The sequence below is a fragment of the Streptomyces sp. NRRL S-337 genome (assembly GCF_000720175.1).
In the GTDB taxonomy this organism is placed as follows: Bacteria; Actinomycetota; Actinomycetes; order Streptomycetales; family Streptomycetaceae; genus Streptomyces; species Streptomyces siderophoricus.
The window spans coordinates 50,495-68,727 of the sequence record NZ_JOIX01000026.1; the positions used below are offsets into that span (position 1 = coordinate 50,495).

12 protein-coding genes, 1 tRNA gene and 1 pseudogene are annotated in these 18,233 nt (G+C 73.4%); 10 read left to right on the top strand and 4 right to left on the bottom strand.

The features are described 5' to 3' along the window. Positions 1 to 45 precede the first annotated feature (45 nt). The gene (locus tag IG62_RS0119925) at positions 46 to 2,778 is read left to right on the top strand and encodes an alpha/beta fold hydrolase (RefSeq protein WP_030804632.1); all 2,733 of its coding nucleotides are present in this window, start codon (positions 46 to 48) and stop codon (positions 2,776 to 2,778) included. Positions 2,779 to 2,801: 23 nt separating this feature from the next. Further along, entirely contained in the window at positions 2,802 to 3,734 is a 933-nt protein-coding gene (locus tag IG62_RS0119930) for an ABC transporter permease (protein ID WP_078872103.1), read from the top strand. A gap of 68 nt (positions 3,735 to 3,802) precedes the next feature. On the opposite strand, the gene IG62_RS0119935 is transcribed toward IG62_RS0119930, so the two are convergent. Further along, positions 3,803 to 4,825 carry an alpha/beta hydrolase gene (locus tag IG62_RS0119935; protein WP_030804637.1) on the bottom strand — a complete coding sequence of 341 codons (1,023 nt, stop codon included), beginning with the start codon at positions 4,823 to 4,825 and terminating at the stop codon, positions 3,803 to 3,805. A gap of 301 nt (positions 4,826 to 5,126) precedes the next feature. Between IG62_RS0119935 and IG62_RS0119940 the strand changes: the two genes are divergently transcribed. The 3 genes from IG62_RS0119940 to IG62_RS0119950 all read left to right on the top strand — a co-directional run bounded on the left by IG62_RS0119940 (position 5,127) and on the right by IG62_RS0119950 (position 9,736). Further along, positions 5,127 to 7,262: an FUSC family protein gene (locus tag IG62_RS0119940; RefSeq protein WP_051798325.1), complete on the top strand. Its 2,136-nt coding sequence runs from the start codon at positions 5,127 to 5,129 to the stop codon at positions 7,260 to 7,262. Positions 7,263 to 7,440: 178 nt separating this feature from the next. After that, positions 7,441 to 8,520 carry a rod shape-determining protein gene (locus IG62_RS0119945; RefSeq protein ID WP_030804643.1) on the top strand — a complete coding sequence of 360 codons (1,080 nt, stop codon included), beginning with the start codon at positions 7,441 to 7,443 and terminating at the stop codon, positions 8,518 to 8,520. A gap of 199 nt (positions 8,521 to 8,719) precedes the next feature. Next, positions 8,720 to 9,736: an alpha/beta fold hydrolase gene (locus IG62_RS0119950; protein ID WP_030804646.1), complete on the top strand. Its 1,017-nt coding sequence runs from the start codon at positions 8,720 to 8,722 to the stop codon at positions 9,734 to 9,736. A 90-nt stretch (positions 9,737 to 9,826) separates the two neighbouring features. On the opposite strand, the gene IG62_RS0119955 is transcribed toward IG62_RS0119950, so the two are convergent. Next, complete coding sequence (locus tag IG62_RS0119955; protein WP_051798326.1) at positions 9,827 to 10,573, bottom strand: TetR/AcrR family transcriptional regulator; 747 nt, start codon at positions 10,571 to 10,573, stop codon at positions 9,827 to 9,829. Positions 10,574 to 10,738: 165 nt separating this feature from the next. On the opposite strand from IG62_RS0119955, the gene IG62_RS0119960 reads away from it, so the two are divergent. Next, positions 10,739 to 12,172, top strand: a complete 1,434-nt coding sequence (locus IG62_RS0119960) for an FAD-dependent monooxygenase (RefSeq protein ID WP_078872104.1) — start codon at positions 10,739 to 10,741, stop codon at positions 12,170 to 12,172. Positions 12,173 to 12,345: 173 nt separating this feature from the next. Here IG62_RS0119960 and IG62_RS0119965 read toward each other — a convergent pair whose 3' ends face one another. After that, complete coding sequence (locus IG62_RS0119965; protein WP_030804654.1) at positions 12,346 to 12,870, bottom strand: CGNR zinc finger domain-containing protein; 525 nt, start codon at positions 12,868 to 12,870, stop codon at positions 12,346 to 12,348. 330 nt (positions 12,871 to 13,200) lie between these two features. On the opposite strand from IG62_RS0119965, the pseudogene IG62_RS48815 reads away from it, so the two are divergent. From IG62_RS48815 to IG62_RS0119975, 3 genes and pseudogenes are all read left to right on the top strand, one after another. Then, positions 13,201 to 13,335, top strand: a pseudogene (locus IG62_RS48815) (MFS transporter); the annotation flags it as partial. Positions 13,336 to 13,423: 88 nt separating this feature from the next. After that, positions 13,424 to 13,912 carry a hypothetical protein gene (locus IG62_RS48820; RefSeq protein WP_030804656.1) on the top strand — a complete coding sequence of 163 codons (489 nt, stop codon included), beginning with the start codon at positions 13,424 to 13,426 and terminating at the stop codon, positions 13,910 to 13,912. Positions 13,913 to 14,423: 511 nt separating this feature from the next. Continuing rightward, complete coding sequence (locus tag IG62_RS0119975) at positions 14,424 to 15,080, top strand: DUF1360 domain-containing protein (RefSeq protein ID WP_078872105.1); 657 nt, start codon at positions 14,424 to 14,426, stop codon at positions 15,078 to 15,080. 57 nt (positions 15,081 to 15,137) lie between these two features. On the opposite strand, the gene IG62_RS0119980 is transcribed toward IG62_RS0119975, so the two are convergent. Further along, positions 15,138 to 15,213: transfer RNA gene (locus tag IG62_RS0119980), tRNA-Arg, on the bottom strand. A 301-nt stretch (positions 15,214 to 15,514) separates the two neighbouring features. On the opposite strand from IG62_RS0119980, the gene IG62_RS0119985 reads away from it, so the two are divergent. Further along, positions 15,515 to 17,470 (top strand): dynamin family protein, encoded by a 1,956-nt coding sequence (locus IG62_RS0119985; protein ID WP_199812499.1) that lies wholly within the window; start codon positions 15,515 to 15,517, stop codon positions 17,468 to 17,470. Positions 17,471 to 18,233 lie beyond the last annotated feature (763 nt).

Genomic DNA, 18,233 nt, shown 5'->3' on the forward strand with positions numbered 1-18,233 from the left:
CCGGGGTACCGGCCGCCCGCACTGCCCGGTACCTAGGATCGCGGTATGGATCTGCGAGGTTTCGGGCGGCGGGCACGGTCGCGTGCGGCGCTGCGCGGGCGGCGGCTGTACGCGGCCGTCGGCGCGCTGGCCGTGCTGGCGGGGGGCGGCACCTGGGCGGCGGCCTCCTCGGACCCGGCGCCCGCGGTGCACCGCGAGGACCGGGTGCTGTCCCTGCCGGAACGGCCCGGCGGCACGAAGGAGGTGCGGATCGACACCTCCTTCTTCACGTCCGGCCCGGCGTCCGGCCGGCGGCCCGCGGTGCTGCTCGGCCACGGCTTCGGCGGCAGCAAGGCCGATGTCCGTCCGGAGGCGGAGCGGCTGGCCAGGGACGGATACGCGGTGCTGACCTGGTCGGCGCGCGGCTTCGGGAGGTCCACCGGGAAGATCGGGCTGAACGACCCGGACGGCGAGGTCGCCGACGCCCGCCGGCTGATCGACTGGCTGGCCCGGCGGCCCGAGGTGCGGCTCGACCGGCCCGGCGACCCCCGGGTGGGCGTGGCCGGCGCCTCGTACGGCGGGGCGGTGTCGATGCTGGCCGCCGGGTACGACCGGCGGGTGGACGCGATCGCCCCGCAGATCACGTACTGGAACCTCGCCGACGCGCTCTTCCCCCACGGGGTGTTCAAGAAGCTGTGGGCCGGGATCTTCTTCACCACCGGCCAGTCCGGCGCCCCCACCGGCGCGCCGCGCACCCCGCCCGCCTCCTCAGGCGGCTGCGGACGGTTCGAGCCGGCGCTGTGCCGGATGTACGAGCGGACCGCGGTCTCCGGCCGGCCGGATGCGGAGGCGCGCAGGCTGCTGGCGGCCCGCAGTCCGTCCGCCGTCGGGGACCGCATCAAGGTCCCCACGCTGATCATGCAGGGCCAGACCGATTCGCTGTTCACCCTGGACCAGGCCGATGCCGTGCAGCGGGCGGTCCGCCGCAACGGGGCGCCGGTCGCGGTCGACTGGATCGCCGGCGGCCACGACGGCGGCGACCGGGAGACCGCCCGCCTGACGGGCCGTACGGCGGCGTGGTTCGACCGCTATCTGAAGGGCGACAAGGGCGCCGATACCGGGCCCGGCTTCAGGATCAGCCGGACCGGGGGCGTGGACTCCACCGACGGCGCGGTGCGGCTGCGCGGGGCGAGCGCGGACCGGTACGCCGGGCTGGCGCACGACCCGCGGCGGATCCGGCTCACCGGCCGCACCCAGACCTTCCGCAATCCGGCCGGCGCCGGGCCGCCGGCGATCTCCGCGGTGCCCGGGGTCGGGGCGCTCGGTGATCTGTCCCAGCTCGGTTCCGGCGGGCTGTCGCTGGACTTCCCCGGCCAGTACGCCCGGTTCGAGTCGGCGCCGCTGTCCTCGGCGGTCCGGTTGACCGGCCGCCCCGAGGTGACCGTGCGCGTACGGTCCGGCTCCCGGGACGCGGTGCTCTTCGCCAAGCTCTACGACGTCGCCCCGGACGGCCGCCGCCAGGTGCTGCCCGCGCAGCTCGTCGCCCCGTACCGCATCACGGACGCCCGCGCGGGCCGGACCGTGCGGCTGCAACTGCCCGCCGCGGACCACGAGTTCGCGGCCGGGCACCGGATGCGGCTGATCCTGGCCGCCACCGACCTCGGTTACGCCTCGCCGGCCGAACCCACCGCGTACACCGTCTCGTTGAAGGGCGGCGGGGTGCTGGACGTGCCGGCCGTGCCGCAGGTGCGCAGCGCGGCCGCGCCGCTGCCGGCCCGGACCTGGGCGCTGCCCGCCGCGGCCGCCGTGCTGGCCGGGCTGCTGTTGCTCACCGCGCGCTGCCGGACCGCGGCGCCCCCGCCCGATCCGGCGCTCACCGGGGTGCCGCTGGAGATCCGCGGCCTGAGCAAGCGGTACGCGGGGTCCGAGGACCGGTACGCCGTGCGGGAGTTGTCGTTCCGGGTGGAGCGGGGGCAGGTGCTGGGGCTGCTGGGGCCCAACGGTGCCGGGAAGACGACGACGCTGCGGATGCTGATGGGCCTGATCGCGCCGGACGAGGGCGAGGTCAGGATCTTCGGGCAGGCGGTGCGGCCGGGTGCGCCGGTGCTGTCGCGGGTCGGCGCGTTCGTCGAGGGCGCCGGGTTCCTGCCGCATCTGTCCGGCCGGGCCAATCTGGAGCTGTACTGGCAGGCGACCGGCCGGCCCGCCGAGGACGCGCACCTGGACGAGGCGCTGTCGATCGCCGGCCTGGGGGAGGCGCTGCAGCGCGCGGTCCGCACGTACTCGCAGGGCATGCGGCAGCGGCTGGCGATCGCCCAGGCCATGCTCGGCCTGCCCGAGCTGCTGATCCTCGACGAGCCGACCAACGGGCTGGACCCGCCGCAAATCCGCGAGATGCGGGAGGTGATGGTCCGTTACGCCGCGGCCGGGCGGACCGTGATCGTCTCCAGCCATCTGCTGTCCGAGGTCGAGCAGAGCTGTACGCATCTGGTCGTCATGGACCGCGGGCGGCTGGTGCAGGCCGGGCCGGTCGCCGAGATCACCGGCTCCGGCGACACCCTGCTGGTCGGGGTCGCCGGGGAGGTCACCGACGCCGTGGTGGAGAAGGTGGCCGCGCTGCCGGGTGTCGCCTCTGCGGTCCGCGCCGACGGCGGGCTGCTGGTGCGGCTGGCGGACGCCGCCGGTACGCCGCGGCTGGTGGCCGAACTCGTCCGGCTGGACGTCCCGGTGGACCGCGTGGCCCCGTACCACCGGCTGGAGGACGCCTTCCTCACCCTGATCGGAGGCGACGCACGATGACCGCTGACCGGAGGGGACGCACGATGGCCGCTGATGCCGGGGGACGCGCCACGACCACGACCGCGAACGGGAGCGGGACCGCGACGGCGGCCGGGCCGGGACCGGTGCCCGGGGACGGGCGGGCGGCGGGCTACCGGCCGCGCCGCACCCTGCCGCTGCGCGTGGAGGCCCGCCGGCAACTGCTGCGCCGCCGCACCCTGGTCGTCGCCGCGGTGCTGGTGCTGCTGCCGTTCGTGCTGGTGGCGGCGTTCGCGATCGGCGGCGACCCGGCCACCCGCGGCGGCCGGGTCTCGCTGATGGCCGCCGCCACCGCCTCCGGCGGGAACTTCGCCGCGACCGTGCTCTTCGTGTCCGCGGGCTTCCTGCTGGTGGTGCCGGTGGCGCTGTTCTGCGGTGACACGGTCGCCTCGGAGGCGAGCTGGTCGTCGCTGCGGTATCTGCTCGCCGCGCCGGTGCCGCGGGCCCGGCTGCTGCTGGCCAAGCTGACCGTGGCGCTGCTGTTCAGCGCCGCCGCGATGGTGCTGCTGCCGCTGGTCGCGCTGGGCGTGGGCACCGCCGCGTACGGCTGGGGGCCGCTGCAACTGCCCACCGGCGGGGCGCTGTCCGCGGGGGACGCGGTGGGGCGGCTGGCGGTCGTGGTCGGCTATGTCTTCGTCAGCCAGCTGGTCACCGCGGCGCTGGCGTTCTGGCTGTCGACGGTCACCGACGCGCCGCTGGGCGCGGTCGGCGGCGCGGTCGGACTGACCATCGTCGGCAACGTCCTCGACCAGGTCACCGCCCTCGGTGGCTGGCGGGACGCGCTGCCCGCCCACTGGCAGTACGCCTGGGCGGACGCCCTCCAGCCGACGGTGGAGTGGTCCGGGATGGTCCAGGGCGCGTCGGTGTCGGTGGCGTACGCGCTGGTGCTGGTCGCGCTGGCGTTCCGGGGGTTCGCGCGCAAGGACGTGGTGTCGTGACGGCGCGACGACGATGCGGCCGGGGGCCGGGCCCCGGCCCCCGGACCGTTACGACCCGGCCGCCGTGATCAGGCGGTCGGTCCCTGCATGTGCGCGCTGACCCAGCGCATGGTGCCCTCGCCCATGCCCTGCACGTAGGTGGCCGCACTGTGCGTGCCGCCCGGCACTATCTGGAGCCGGGTGTGCACCGGGCCGCGCCCGTACCGGGCGATGAAGTTCCGGACCTTCGGCAGCACGGTGTACTCCTTCGAGCCGTCCTGGAAGGCCAGGTAGACGTCCGGTCCGCCGCGCGCCGTCAGGCGGCGGGCCAGCTCCTCGGGGTTGTTGTCCCGCTCCTCCTTGGCGTGGCCGTTCCACAGCGGGGAATCGGGCACGATGTCCGGCCCGTTGGGGATGGCCACCTTGAAGGTGCCCGGGTTCTGCAGGACGTTCTTCAGGGCCGCGAAGCCGCCCGAGGAGGAGCCCATGATGGCCCAGGCGTCACGGGTCTTGAGGGTGCGGAAGTTCTGCCGCACGAGGTCGGGCACGTCCTGGCTGAGCCAGGTGCCGATCTTCGGCTGGCCGGGTATGTCGCTGCCGTCGTAGTACTGCTTGTCGTTGGGGTTGAGGACCGGCATGACGACGATGAAGGGAAGGCTGGTGCCGTTCTTCGACCACCGGGCGAGGTTCTCCTCCAGCTTGAGGTCGGAGCCGATCCAGTAGTTGACGGGGTAGCCGTACGCGCCGGGCAGCGCCTCCATCACCGGGAAGCCCTTGTCGGCGTTGCGCTTCTCGTAGTACTCCGGCGGCGCCCAGACCCACACCTTGCCGGTGAAGCCGGACTTCGGGCCGTGCAGGGTGGTCACGCCGATCGGGGTGTTGCCGCCGGCGCCGCCGACCCGGCTCTCCTCCTGGAAGGTGATCGGCTTGGTGGGCCACTGCACCAGGGAGCGCTTCCCGTGGGGCGTGGTGTGCAGCGCGGCACCCGTCTTGGGGCCGCCGCCGAAACGTACGGGGGACGGCGGGGAGGTGCTGGTGCCGCAGCCGGCCGTGGTGACGAGCACGGTCAGGGCGATCAACGCGACCGCCGGACGGAACAGGGCTTTGCGCACGGGCCTTCTCCTTGCCGAACCTGCCGGGATGCGTCCCGGCCGACCAGCAAGAGGGCGCGGGGGCGCGCCCGGGTTTCCCCCGACGGGTGTCGGGTTGCTCGCATCCTCGCCCGGAATCCGACCTTCCCCTTCCTGACCTGCGATGTTTTACGCCCGCCGGAAGGGCGGTTTACCAGGATTTTCCCGGCGGGCGGGGCGCTTGGCGCGGGTCTGCGCGCCGGGGCGGACCCGCCGGGCCGCGGCGGGGCGCCGGTCCGCCCGCCGCCCCGGTGCGCCCCGCTTGGCCCCGTATCCTCTCGTTATGACCTGGTCGCGTGCCCTGAAGGACGCCGCCCGCTCCGGGCTGACCATCGAGCGGACCAAGCTCACCCCGCTGATCGCGGTCCGCGGTACGGCCGGTGTCGCCCTCGTCATCGGCCTGTGCCTGTGGCGCGGCAACCCCGCCCTCGCGGTGTCCTCCGCCTTCGGCGCGTTCTCCTCCGGCATCGTCACCTTCCAGCGCAGCATGCGGCCGCGCCCGGTGCTCGCGCTCGCCGTCGCCGGGGCGCTGGCGGTCTCCACCTTCCTCGGCTATCTGGCCGCCGCCCATGTCGCCGCGTTCGTCCTGCTGCTCGCCGGCTGGACGCTGCTGGCCGGGATGGCCTGGGCGATCGGCCCGGTCTCCGGGCTGGCCGGCACCCAGACCGTGGCGATCATGCTGGTCACCGTCACCCTGCCGACGTCCGTCCTCGGCGCCCTGGAACACGCCGCCCTGATCTTCTTCGGCGGGCTCGTCCAGGCCACCCTGATCGTCGTCTTCCCGGTCCGCCCCTGGGGCACCCAGCGCGATGCGCTCGCCGACGCGCTGGCCGCCGAGGCCGACTACGCCCGCCGGCTGCGGCACGACCCCGTCGCACCCTTCGACCCGGCGCCCCTGATGGACGCCCGGCTCGCCGCCACCGTGACCCCCCGTCAGGCCCGGCGCCGCCCCGTCCAGCTGCACGGCCCGCGCGGCCTCGCCGAACGCGTCCGGCCGGTCCTCGCCTCTCTGGCCGACCCGGTCGTCGGCGCCCCCCTGGAGGGGCCCGAACGCGACCGCGCCCGCGACCTGCTGGCCGCCGCGGCCACCGTCCTGGACGCCGTCGCCCACGCCGTACGGCACGCCCGGCCCGTACGGCTGCCACCGGAGGCGATGGCCACCCTGGAGGTCCCGGCGACCGGCCCGATGCTGAACGGCCCCGCCCGGCGCGCCGCCTACCGCCTGATCTCCCTGCTCGCCGACGCCGTCGAGCTCACCGACGAGCCGGTACGCGCCACCCGCCCCACCACCGAGGCGGAACGTGGGCAGGGCGGGGGGGAACAAGGCAGCCACCTGCTGCGCCCCAGCGTCCCCCGGCTCGTACCGGTCGCGCTGCGCTCCCTGCACCGCGAGGCCCGCTGGTCCTCGCACATCTTCCGGCACGCCCTGCGGGTGGCCGCGGTCGCCGCCGTCGGCTATCTGCTGGGCACCGCGCTGCCGTTCGGCCACGGCTACTGGGCGCCGCTGGCCTCCGTCATGGTGATGCGCCCGGACTTCGCGCAGACCTACTCCCGGGGCGTGGCCCGCTTCTGCGGCACCCTCGTCGGCGTCGCCGTCGCGGGCACGGTGATGGCCCTGGTGCACCCCGGCGCCTACGTCAGCGCCGCGCTCGCCGTGGTCTGCGTCTGGCTGATGTACCTGCTGATGCGCACCGGCTTCTCGGTGACCTCGGCCTGCGTGGCCGCCTACGTGGTCTTCCTGCTGGGCATCGCCGGCGCCGGCTGGGAACAGACCGTCCAGGAACGCGTCGTGCTCACCCTCGTCGGCGGGCTGCTGGCGATGCTCTCCTACGCGCTGTTCCCCGCCTGGGAGACGCCCCGGCTGCGCGACCGGCTCGCCGACTGGCTGGACGCCAACGGGCGTTACGCGCTCGCCGTATGGGAGGCCTGCGCCCGGCCCGCGGCACGCCGGCCCCGGCAGGTCCGCGAGGCCCTGCTGGACGCCCGGGCCGCCCGCGTCGCCTGGGAGAAGAGCGAGGACCGCGCCGAGAAGGAGCCGGTGCGGCACCGCGGACTGTCGCCGGGTGCGGCGAAGGCGGCCGGCGCCGCGCTCGCCACCATGGGCCGGGTCACCATGATCCTGGAGGCCCATCTGCCCGCCAAGGACGCCGAACCCTCCGCCGGCGCCGCCGCGTTCGCCGCCGAACTGCGCCCCAGCCTGGAGCGCGCCACCAAGGCCGTACGGGAACGCGGCCCGCTGAACTGGAGCGCCCTGCGCACCGTATGGGAGTGGTGGGACGCCGAAACGGGAAGCGAGGGGGTCGCGCCGCGCACCGCAGGGCTGCTGCTCGACGCCCTCGACGAGCTGGCCGAGGCACTGTCCGGCGACCCGGAAGCACGCGAGGAGGGGGCGCCGGGAACCATCCCACGTCCCCAGTAGTCTTATTAATTGCCCGCAATGAACCCCATTGGTGCCCAATGAGGCCATCTGCGGCCCGCCGCCCCCCAGTCCCCGTCAGTTCAGTTGCGCCCCCTAGCAGTTCCGTCCCCTCAGTTCCGCCCCCTCGATTTCGTCCCCGTCAGTTCCGCCCCGTCGCGAGAGAGCAACCCCACTCCCCATGGCGTCCAGCACTTCCTCCGGTACGTACGACATAGGCATCGACCTCGGCACCGCCAACACCCTGGTGTACGCGCGCGGCAAGGGCGTGGTCCTGAACGAGCCGTCGGTGGTCGCCGTCAACGCCTCCGGCGAGGTCATCGCCGTGGGCGAGGAGGCCAAGCGGACCATCGGCCGCACGCCCTCCGGCATCACCGCGATGCGCCCCCTCAAGGAGGGCGTCATCGCCGACTTCGAGGCCGCCGAGCAGATGCTCCGCGCCCTGATGAAGAAGGCCCTGCCCAGCCGCCGCTTCTCCCGGCCACGGGTGGTCATCTGCGTCCCCTCCGGCATCACGGGCGTCGAACGGCGTGCGGTCATCGACTCCGCCCGCGGCGCCGGGGCCCGCGAGGTGCACCTGATAGAGGAGCCGATGGCCGCCGCGATCGGCGCCGGCCTCCCGGTGGACGAACCGGTCGGCTGCATGGTGGTGGACATCGGCGGCGGCACCACCGAGGTCGCCGTGGTCTCCATGGGCGGCCTGGTCACCGCCCAGTCCCTGCGGGTCGCCGGTGACGCACTGGACGCCGCGATCACCGCGTACGTCAAGAAGAAGCACTCCCTGGCCATCGGCGAGCGCACCGCCGAGGACATCAAGATCGCCATCGGGTCGGCGGTGTGGACCCCCGTCGACGCCGACGAGGACGGCGAGCCGGACCGCCGCTCCTCCTACACGGTCCGCGGCCGCGACCACGTCAGCGGCCTGCCCCGCCTTCAGGAGATCGGGGAGGAGGAGATCCGCCGGGCGCTGGCCGAACCGGTCGACGCGATCGTCCGCGCCGTCCACCAGACCCTCGACGCCTGCCCGCCGGAGCTCTCCGGCGACATCATCGAGCGCGGCATCGCCCTCACCGGCGGCGGCGCCCTGCTGCGCGGCCTGGACCGCCGGCTGCACCAGGAAATGGGCGTGCCCGTACGCGTCGCCGACCAGCCCCTGGACTGCGTCGTCAACGGCACCGCCAAATGCGTCGACGAATTCGCCAGCCTGCACGGCCTGTTGACGGGCGCGAAGGAACAACCCCGGAAGACCGTGCGTTTGTAGGGTGAGGGCTGCAGGGCTGAACGCGTAGGAATACCGGTTCAGCGCTGAACGCTGCAGAGGAACGCTCCAGGACTGACCGCTGCAGGGTGGAACGTTGCAGGACCGACCGCGTACGGCTGACGCCGCAGCCCTGACCGCTGTAGGGGCGGCGTTGCAGAGGAGACCGCCCCACCAGGAGACCGCCCCACCAGGAGGACGCATGCCGCAGACCACCGAACCGGCCGACCGCCCCGCCGGCCCGGTCCACCGCTTCGCCGAGATCCCCGAAGGCCGCATCCACTTCGTCGAACAGGGCACCGGCCCGGTGGTCCTCCTGGTCCACGGCTTCCCCGAGTCCTGGTACTCCTGGCGCCACCAACTCGCCGCGCTGGCCGCCGCCGGCTATCGGGCGGTCGCCATCGACGTCCGCGGCTACGGACGGTCGTCCAAGCCGAGCGAGGTGTCGGCCTACCGCATGCTGGCCCATGTGGCCGACAACATTGCCGTGCTGCGCGCCCTGGGGGAGGAGACCGCGATCATCGCGGGCCACGACTGGGGCGCGCCCATCGCCGCCCACACCGCGCTGCTCCGGCCCGACCTCTTCACCGCAGTCGCCCTGCTGAGCGTGCCGTACGTGCCCCGGGGCGCCACCCGTCCCACCGAGGCGTTCGCGCGGGCCGGCGGCGACGAGGAGTTCTACGTCAGCTACTTCCAGGAGCCGGGCCGCGCCGAGGCGGAGATCGAACCGGACGTCCGCGGCTGGCTGGCCGGCATCTACGCCGGCCTCTCGGGTGACGCCAAGCCCTCCGCCGACGACCAGGACGGCAGCGGCCTGATGCGGCTCACGGTCCCTGCGGGCGGCAAGCTCTCCGACCGCTTCCCGGCCGACACCACCCTGCCGCCCTGGCTCACCGAAGCCGATCTCGATCACTACGCCGGCGAATTCGAGCGCTCCGGACTGACCGGCGCCCTCAACCGCTACCGCAACGTCGACCGGGACTGGGCGGACCTCGCCGCCTGGCAGGGCGCCCCGATCACCCGGCCCGCCCTCTACATCGGCGGCGACCGCGACGCCCCCACCCAGTGGCTGGCCGACGCCATCAAGGCGTTCCCGGTGACCCTCCCGGCCCTCTCCGGCTCCCACATCCTCGAAGGCTGCGGCCACTGGGTCCAACAGGAACGCCCCGATGAGGTCAACCGGCTCCTGGTCGACTGGCTGCGCGACCTGCCTGCTTGAGGAGACCGCCCCACCAAGGGCCTGAGGGGCTGAGGGCCTGAGGACCCGCGCGGCGGTCCCGACGGCCTGAGGACCCAATGGTCGAACCCTCTACCGGCTGCCGCCCATATAGGCCTCCAGCCCGTCGAGGATGCGCTCCAGGCCGAACTCGTTCGCCCGGTCGCGCGCGGCCGCATCGGCCTCCGTGGAGGCGAGGGCCGCGGCGACCGCCGGATAGCGGTCGGCGCGGCCCACCAGCAGCTCGTTCAGCGCCGCGCTCATCACCTGCTCGGGCTCCGTCGCCCGCGCACTGCCCAGCCCCATCGAGGCCGACACCTGCGCGAGGGCCCGTACGTGGCCGCTCACCACGACCACGGCATCGAGCTGCTCCCCGCCGCTCAGCCCGGTGTCCGCCAGCGCGGCCACGGCCGTCTCCGTCCAGCCGAGTTCGTTCGGCCCCATGACGCGCGGACCGGTGGCCGCACCCAGCAGCCAGGGGTGCCGGTGGTAGACGGTCGTCAGCGCGCCCGCCCAGGCCCGCAGCCCGTTCCGCCACCCCTCGGGCAGCTGTGGCGGCTCGCCCATCGCGCTGTCGATCATCAACGCGACCAGCTCGTTCTTGCCCGGCACATAGCGGTACAGGGACATCTTCGTGAAGTCCAGCTCGCCCGCGACCCGTTGCATCGAGACCGCCCCCAGCCCGCCGGCATCGGCGAGCGCGATGGCGGTCCGGGTGATCCGCTCCAGGCTCAGCGCGGGCCGTGGCCCGCGGCTGGGCCGCTCACGCCCACCCCAAAGGAGCTCGACACTGCCCGTCTGATCCCCGAACACACTGCGCTTCTCGCCCTCGCCCACCATCCCCGCATCCTAAAACTGCGTCCGGGGTACACAGAATAGTGTCCATCAGATACAGTTTCTTTGTCGGTCCGGCCCGATCCCATCGGCCCGGCCCGGCCCGAGCGATCCGAGGGCCGGATCGGTCTTCATGCTTGATGACGATGTGTGACGACGGGGGAATGAACGATGACTCGACGTACGGCGACGCCCCACGGCAGGGGACGCGAGACGCACGAAACGTCCCGCGCGCAGACGGCGGGCGCGAGCCCGGGCGCGGACCCGGATGCCCGCCTCGCCGAGGCCGACGGCGGCCCTGGCGACCGGTCCGAGAGCCGCTCCCACGGCGAAAGTGACGGCGGTCGGAAGCGCACGGTCCTCATCTCCGGCGCCAGCGTGGCCGGACCGGCCCTTGCGTACTGGCTCTGCCGCCACGGCTACCGCTCCACCGTGGTCGAGGTGGCCCCTGCCCTGCGCGACGGTGGCTTCGCGGTCGACTTCCGGGGCGCGGCACATCTGACCGTCCTGGAGTGTATGGGAATCCTGGACGAGATCAGACGCCACAGCACCGGCGGCGGCTCCGCCATGAGCTTCATCGACGAACGAGGCCGCCAACTGGCCTCCCTGCCGCCCGAATTCGCCGGCGGCGACCTCGAAATCCTCCGCTCCGACCTGGCCCGGATCCTCTACCACCACAGCCTGGCCGCGGCGGCCGATGGGCACCCGGCGCCCGAGTACCTCTTCGACGACACCATCACCTCCCTCACGCCCGCCCCGGACGGAGTCCACGCCACCTTCGCGCGCACCCCGTCCCGCACCTTCGACCTGGTGATCGGCGCGGACGGTCTGCATTCCACCGTGCGCAGGCTGGCGTTCGGCCCCGAGCGGGACTTCGTCAGCCACCTCGGCTACTACGTCGCCGCCTGGGACCTCCCGGAGTCCGCCGGTCACCTGGCCGCCCAAGCCGTCGGCTACTCCGAACCGGGCCGCATAGCGACCGTCGGCCGCACTCCGCGCCGCAGCGCCGACCCGGGCTATGCGGGCGAGGCGTTCTGCGTCTTCGCCTCCGATGAGGAGCTGACCCACGACCGGCGCGATCTGCCCGCCCACAAAGAGGCAATAGCCCGGGCCTACGCAGGGGCCGGCTGGCGCACCCCGGAGCTGATCGACACCCTCCGGGCCGCCGACGAGCTCTACTTCGACTCCATCAGCCGCGTCGACGTCCCGTGCTGGTCCACGGGCCGCATCGCCCTCCTCGGCGACGCCGCGTACGGCGCCACCCTCGGCGGGATGGGCACCGGCTCGGCGATCATCGGCGCCTACGTCCTGGCCGCCGAACTTGCGGCGTCCCCCGACGACCACTCAGCGGCCTTCACCCGCTACGAACGCAGACTCCGTCCATATGTGACCCAGTGCCAGGAAGGCGGCCGCGGCGCCGGCGCCTTCTTCGCCCCCACGACCCAGGAGGCCATTGATGCCCGCAACGCCGCCCTCAACGACCCGGCAGCCCGCGCCGCCATGCTGCAACAGGGCCACGACCTCTCCACGGCCATCACCCTCGACGACCACCTCCCGGCCGAACGAACCCTTCACCCGACCGGGACGGCAATAGACCTCACGTAGCGCGCTCATAGGTTCCGCGTGACGCGTTGAAGGGCCCGCGTGACACGTGTGGCGTGTGGCGTGTGGCGTGTTGAGGGGCCCGCGTGACGCTTCCAGGGACCCGCGTGGCGTGGCGCGTTCATAGGCCCGGGTGATGTGTTCCGAGAGAAGCACGCGGAGCCCGACCACGCCCCCTACAGCGCCCGCCGCTTGGCTCGGTGTCGGCGTACGGCATCCCGGTTGGCGCAGGCGTGTGAGCAGTAGCGCTGCCGCCCGGCCCGGCTGAAGTCGGCATACGCATTGCCGCACTCGGTCAGCGCACAGCGCCCCAGTCGGTGCATGCCCAGTCCGGTCAGGTGCAGCGCGGTCCCCACCGCACCCACGGCCCGCAGCACACCGCCCAGCCCGATCCCGTCCTCACGGTAGTGAATGTGCCAGCCGCCGTCCGCATGGTCGGTCAGCCGCGGAGGGGTGGACGCCTCGGCGAGCAGCCCGTTGAGCAGCGCCGCCCGCCGCTCGTCCGTACCTGCGTCGACCACCTCCGCCCACCGCCGGAGAAAGCCCAATACCTTGGTCAAGTCGCCCTGTTCGACGGGCCGGTCGATCACCATCCCCGCCGCAACGCACCGTTCCTCCAGCTCCCGAACGCTGCACGGAGGCACGTTGGTGAGCTCGACCACAAAGCGGACGGGATCCTCCCCGTAAGGGTTCAGCTGCACAAGACCATTACACCAGGCTGACTGCATGGCTTCCCACCCACCCACGAACCCCCACACCGCCGACAGCCACCCAACAACCGCCCAGCAAAGTCCAGTTGCCCCACCACCGCCGACACCAAAATCCGCGCCCTCGGCACCCCGGGCTTCCTCGGCACCCCGGACGCCACGAACACTCCAGGCACCCCAAACACCTCAGGCGTCCCAAATACCTCGGGCACTCCGGACGCCCCGGGCACCCCCAACACCCCGGCCACCACCGGCAAATGGCTCCCCCTCCTGGTCACCTGCCTCGGCACGTTCCTCCTCCTCGTCTACGCGACGATCGTGACCGTGGCGCTGCCGAGCATCGCCGCCGATCTGCATGCCGGCTTCGGGTCGCTCCAGTGGGTCGTCGACGTCTACACCCTCGCCCTCGCCGGACTGCTCCTCGGTATGGGCTCCCTCGGCGACAGCCTGGGCCGCAAACGCCTCTACGTCCGCGGTCTGGCCGCCTTCACCGCCGCCACCCTCGCCTGCGGTCTGGCCCCCAACCGGGCGCGACCGAGCCAAGGCGTTGTCGGCCCCGTCCACCCTGCTCGGCTTCCTGGCCGGGGCGGCCCTCCTGGTCGCCTTCGTCCTGGTCGAACGCTCCGCGGCGCGCCACCTCACGCACCGGCCCATGCTGCCCCTGGCCCTCTTCCGCAACCCCGCCTTCAACGGCATGCTCCTCGCCGCCTGCGTCTACTACCTGTCCGGCTTCGGCTTCCTGCCCGTCCTCTCCCTCTGGCTCCAGGACGGCGCCGGCCTCTCCTCCCTGGGCACCGCCTTCGTCACCACGGCCCAGCCCGCGGCCTTCTTCGCCACCTCCGCCCTCATCGGCAGTGCCCTGCACCGCCTCCCCGCCCGCTGGACCCTCGGCGGCGGCTCGCTGATCGTCGGCCTCGGCAACCTGGCTTTCCTCATGACCGCCCCCGGTTCCTCCTGGCCGGCCCTGGGCATCGCCCTCCTGGGTACCGTCTTCCACCAGTCCGCTCCGCCCCCGGCCCCGGCCCCCACCGCCTAGGCCCACGCCCTCCACGCCGTCTTCCTCCTCGCCGCCACCCTGGCCCTCACCGGCGGCCTCCTATCGACCCACCTCCTGAGCCGCCCCGACCACCCCGAAACCCGGCCCCCCGCCATCTGACCCGCACCGAACCGGCCCCAGCACGGGCGGCGGAGCAGGCGTGCAGCGGACAGAGCAACCAAGCCGACCAAGCCCCCACGCCACCCCACCCCACCCCCACCAACCCGCCACCCCACACCACCCCACCCCCACGCCCGCCCACATCAGGTGCCCCCTCCCACCCAGGCGCTTAGCCTGACCCCAGGGGCCCCGACCCCAGGAGCCCAACCGCAGGAACGGGACCACAGGCACCTGACCACAGGAACGGGACCACAGCAGCAACAGCCAGAGCCGGGCCGGCGACGACCCACGAGAACCCACGAGAATCCAAGACGACCCACGAGGACGCACGACAGCTGACGACGCCTGACGACGACCGACGACCGGCCTCGCGCAACGGAAGCGACACCACATGGGCAGACGCACTCATCGACGAGACGAACGTCGCCGCGCCCTGCCGGACCCCTGGCCGCCCGACGCCCGGCCACCCGACGCCCAGCCGCCCGATTCACGGCCATCCGACGCCCAGCCACCCGAGTCACCGCCGCCTGGCGACGCACGGCAGCCCGGCGGGCACGACTACTCACCCGAAGCGGATCGCCCCCTACGCGGTTACCTCACGACCCTCGCCGCCTTCGGCGCGTACAACGCCGGGTGGGCGCTCGCGATCCGCCGCCGCGGCCGGTCACTGCCGGAACGGCCCGACCCCCGGGACCTGGCCCTGACCGCAGTGGCCACCTTCCGCCTCAGCAGGCTCCTCACCAAGGGCTCGGTCACCAGCCCCCTCCGCGCCCCGTTCACGGTCTACGAAGGCCCCGAGGGTCCCGCCGAAGTCAGCGAACACCCCCGCAAGGGCGGTCCCACCGAAACCCTCGGCGAACTGCTGACCTGCCCCTTCTGCCTCAGCGTCTGGCTGGCCTCCACCCTCACCGCGGCCCAACTCCTCTGGCCCCGCCTCACCCGCACCACCACGGGCGCCCTCACCGCCCTGGCCGCCGCCGACACCCTCCAGTTGGCCTACACCGCCTTGGAATCCCGCGCCGCCCACCCCGAACCCCCACCCAGCTGACCTCCCCCAGCCGCGCGCCCCAAACGAAAAAGACCCTCCCCAAGGGAGGGTCTCGCCTGGCGCCCCCGGCAGGACTCGAACCTGCGGCCAAGTGCTTAGAAGGCACCTGCTCTATCCACTGAGCTACGGGGGCCGGTGTGGGCGTGGATCACGGACCGCGGACCAGGATAGAGGCCCGGGTACCTCGTCCCGGTTGCTTCACCTCCGTGGCACGTTGTGGAGGTTCGGTGAAGCGGTCCCGATAATCGCAGGCAGGTACGAATCCTGCACCGCTTTTGACGCGCGGCGTGGCGGGTGTTGTGCACTCGTTATGCCTGCGTCTCAGTTGTCGCGATCGTCTCATGCGTCACTCATCCCATTCTGTGGGGGTTCTTGCGGCGCGCACGAGGGGTTATACGCTTCAAAAAGCCAACGAAATTGGGCATTCTGCACATGTGGCGACCTTGGACGTACGAACCCGGCTGATCGACGCACTGTCCGTACTGCGCGACCGCGTCGAAGCCGCACGCTTTCCGCTGCCACTACGGGGCGCCGCCCGTGCCCGGTGCAATCGGGCCGAACTGCTCGCCCAACTCGACGACTATGTGATTCCCCGCCTCCGGTCGCCTCAGGCGCCGCTGCTGGCGGTGATCGGCGGCTCCACCGGGGCCGGCAAGTCCACCCTGGTGAATTCGCTGGTGGGGCGGCGGGTCTCGGAGGCCGGGGTGCTGCGTCCGACGACGCGTACGCCGGTGCTGGTGTGCCATCCCGACGACGTTCACTGGTTCTCCGGGCGGCGGGTGCTGCCGCAGCTCCTCCGGGTCTGGGGGCCCGAGGAGGACGAGGGCGCGGAGGGGGCTCATCCGGACCACGGGGACCACGGGGACCATGAGGAATATGGGGGACATGGGGGGAATGGGGAGCATGGAGGATGCAGGGGATACGGCGACGGGAGTGGCTCGGGTAAGGGGGGAGCATCCGGGGGCGGGGAGCCGTTCGCGGTGCGGATCGAGGTGGAGGCGGCCCTGCCCAGTGGGCTGGCGTTGCTGGATGCGCCGGACATCGATTCGCTCGTCGCCCGGAACCGCGAGCTGGCCGCGGAGCTGATCTGTGCCGCGGACGTATGGGTGCTGGTCACGACGGCCGCCCGGTACGCCGACGCGGTGCCCTGGCATCTGCTGCGCGCGGCGAAGGAGTACGACGTCACGCTGGTGACCGTGCTGGACCGGGTGCCGCACCAGATCGCCACCGACATCTCCGGGCGGTACGCGGAGCTGCTGCAGCGCGCCGGCCTCGGCCATGTACCGCGGTTCACCATCCCCGAGCTTCCCGAGTCGGCAGGCGGGGGCAGCGGGCTGTTGCCCGCCACGGCGGTCGCCGGGCTGCGCGAGTGGCTGGAACAGCACGCCCAGGACCCGGCCGCCCGTAGGGCCGCCGCGGACCGTACCGCCACCGGAGTGATTGCTTCGCTGCGCAGCCGGCTGCCCGCGCTGGCCGGTGCCGCCGCCGCTCAGCACGCCGCGGGGCTCCGGCTCGCCGGCCGGGTCGAGGAGGCGTACGAACGGGCCGCCGAACGCGTGCGGAGCGAAGTGGCCGCCGGTGAGGTGCTGGCCGGTGACGCCCGCGCCTACTGGCGCGACCACGGGACCGGCGGCCGGTCGGACGAGCTGCTCGACGCCCTGACGGACGGGCTGACCTCGTTGCTGACCTGCGCCGTGGAGGAGGCCGACGAGCGGGTCGCGGAAGCCTGGCGGCGCGATCCCGCGGCCTTCGAACTGTCGTTGGCGGCCGCCCCGGGAGCGTCCCCGGGAGCCTCCGAGGCGCCGGGTGCCTCGGGTGGTTCGGAAGCCGCGGGGCCGGCCGGACGGCTGGGCGTGCTCGTCCGGCGCTGGCGGCGCTGTCTGGAGGAACTGGCCGAGGAGGAGGCCCGTGAGGCGCGTGATGCCCGTGACGCGCGTGGTGGACCGGCCGGTGAACGCGTCACCCAGGTGGAGCCGGAGGAAGCGGCCGCCCTCCTGGCCGCCACGCTGCTCGGCGGCCGGCGCGCCCGTACGGCGGGCGAGAACCTCGCCGACCTCCTGGGCGCCCAGACCGCACTGCGGCTCCGCGACCGGGGTGGCCGGCTGTTGGCCACCTATCTGGCACGGGCGCTCGACGGGGAGCGCGAGCGGCGGCTGGCGCCGCTGGACCGGCTGACCGTACCGCCGGACCAGCAGGCCGAGCTGATCGCCGCGTTGTCCGTATTGCAGCGCGAGCGGCAGCAGGGGCAGGAGCAGGAGCTTCGGCATCAGCAGGAGAGGGCGGCAGCAGGTGGCGTACGGGTCGAGGGCGTAGTGCCGGGAGCAGCGGCGGCGGACGCAGTAGTGGTCGAGCGGGAGCGAGAGCGGGAGAAGGCGGAGGTGTCGGGGTGAGCGGTTCCGGAACGGCGGATTCGGGTGTGGGGGAGGGGGCGCCCGCGAGTACGGGTTCAGGCGGGGGCAGCGGGGCGGGGGAGGGCGGTGCGGCGAGAGAGGGTGCCGTGGCGAGAGCCGGTGACGCCGGGAGGGCCGGTGGCGTGGAGAGAGCCGGTGACGTGCCGCGAGCGGGTGACGCGGAGAGCGGCGCCGTCGGATGCGGCGAGTCCTGGAGCGGGCAGCCGGGGAGCGCGCGTACGGCGGGGGAACCGGGGCCGGGCAAGGCGTGGGATGACGGGTTGATCGCGCGGAGGGTACCGGAAGGCGGTGTTCCGCGGCCGGGCGTGCGGCGGGGGACGGGCGGGGCGCGGATCGAGCCACGGGTCGAGTCACGGGGCGAGCCGCAGTCCGGTGCGGCGGAGGGCACTTCGGGCGCCGGTGCCGAGGAAGCGGGTGGTGGGTCATGCGTGGGGGCATATCCCGGGGCCTACGCCGAGGTCTACGCCGAAGCGCACGCCGGGACATACGGAGGGCCGTACGGCGGGCCGGGTGGCGCGCCGCGCGCCGTATCGGCTGGCGAGTCGGGTACCGCGTCTTCTGGCGCTGCCCCTACCGCGTCCTGTGGCACTACCCCTACCGGGGCATACGGAGCCGGCCGTGCCGCTTCGTCCGGCGACGGACGGTCCGGTTCGTACGGCGCCGGGCCTTCCGGCTCGTTCGGAGAGGCGCGGGGCGGGTCGTCCGGCGAGGGGCGGGACGGATCGTTCGGTGAGGGGCGCGT

Coding starts and splice junctions, on each gene's coding strand:
- IG62_RS0119930 (WP_078872103.1), top strand. CDS start 2,802: ATGGCCGCTGATGCCGGGGGACGCGCCACGACCACGACCGCGAACGGG.
- IG62_RS0119945 (WP_030804643.1), top strand. CDS start 7,441: ATGGCGTCCAGCACTTCCTCCGGTACGTACGACATAGGCATCGACCTC.
- IG62_RS0119960 (WP_078872104.1), top strand. CDS start 10,739: ATGACTCGACGTACGGCGACGCCCCACGGCAGGGGACGCGAGACGCAC.
- IG62_RS0119975 (WP_078872105.1), top strand. CDS start 14,424: ATGGGCAGACGCACTCATCGACGAGACGAACGTCGCCGCGCCCTGCCG.
- IG62_RS0119955 (WP_051798326.1), bottom strand. CDS start 10,573: ATGGTGGGCGAGGGCGAGAAGCGCAGTGTGTTCGGGGATCAGACGGGC.
- IG62_RS0119925 (WP_030804632.1), top strand. CDS start 46: ATGGATCTGCGAGGTTTCGGGCGGCGGGCACGGTCGCGTGCGGCGCTG.
- IG62_RS0119950 (WP_030804646.1), top strand. CDS start 8,720: ATGCCGCAGACCACCGAACCGGCCGACCGCCCCGCCGGCCCGGTCCAC.
- IG62_RS0119940 (WP_051798325.1), top strand. CDS start 5,127: ATGACCTGGTCGCGTGCCCTGAAGGACGCCGCCCGCTCCGGGCTGACC.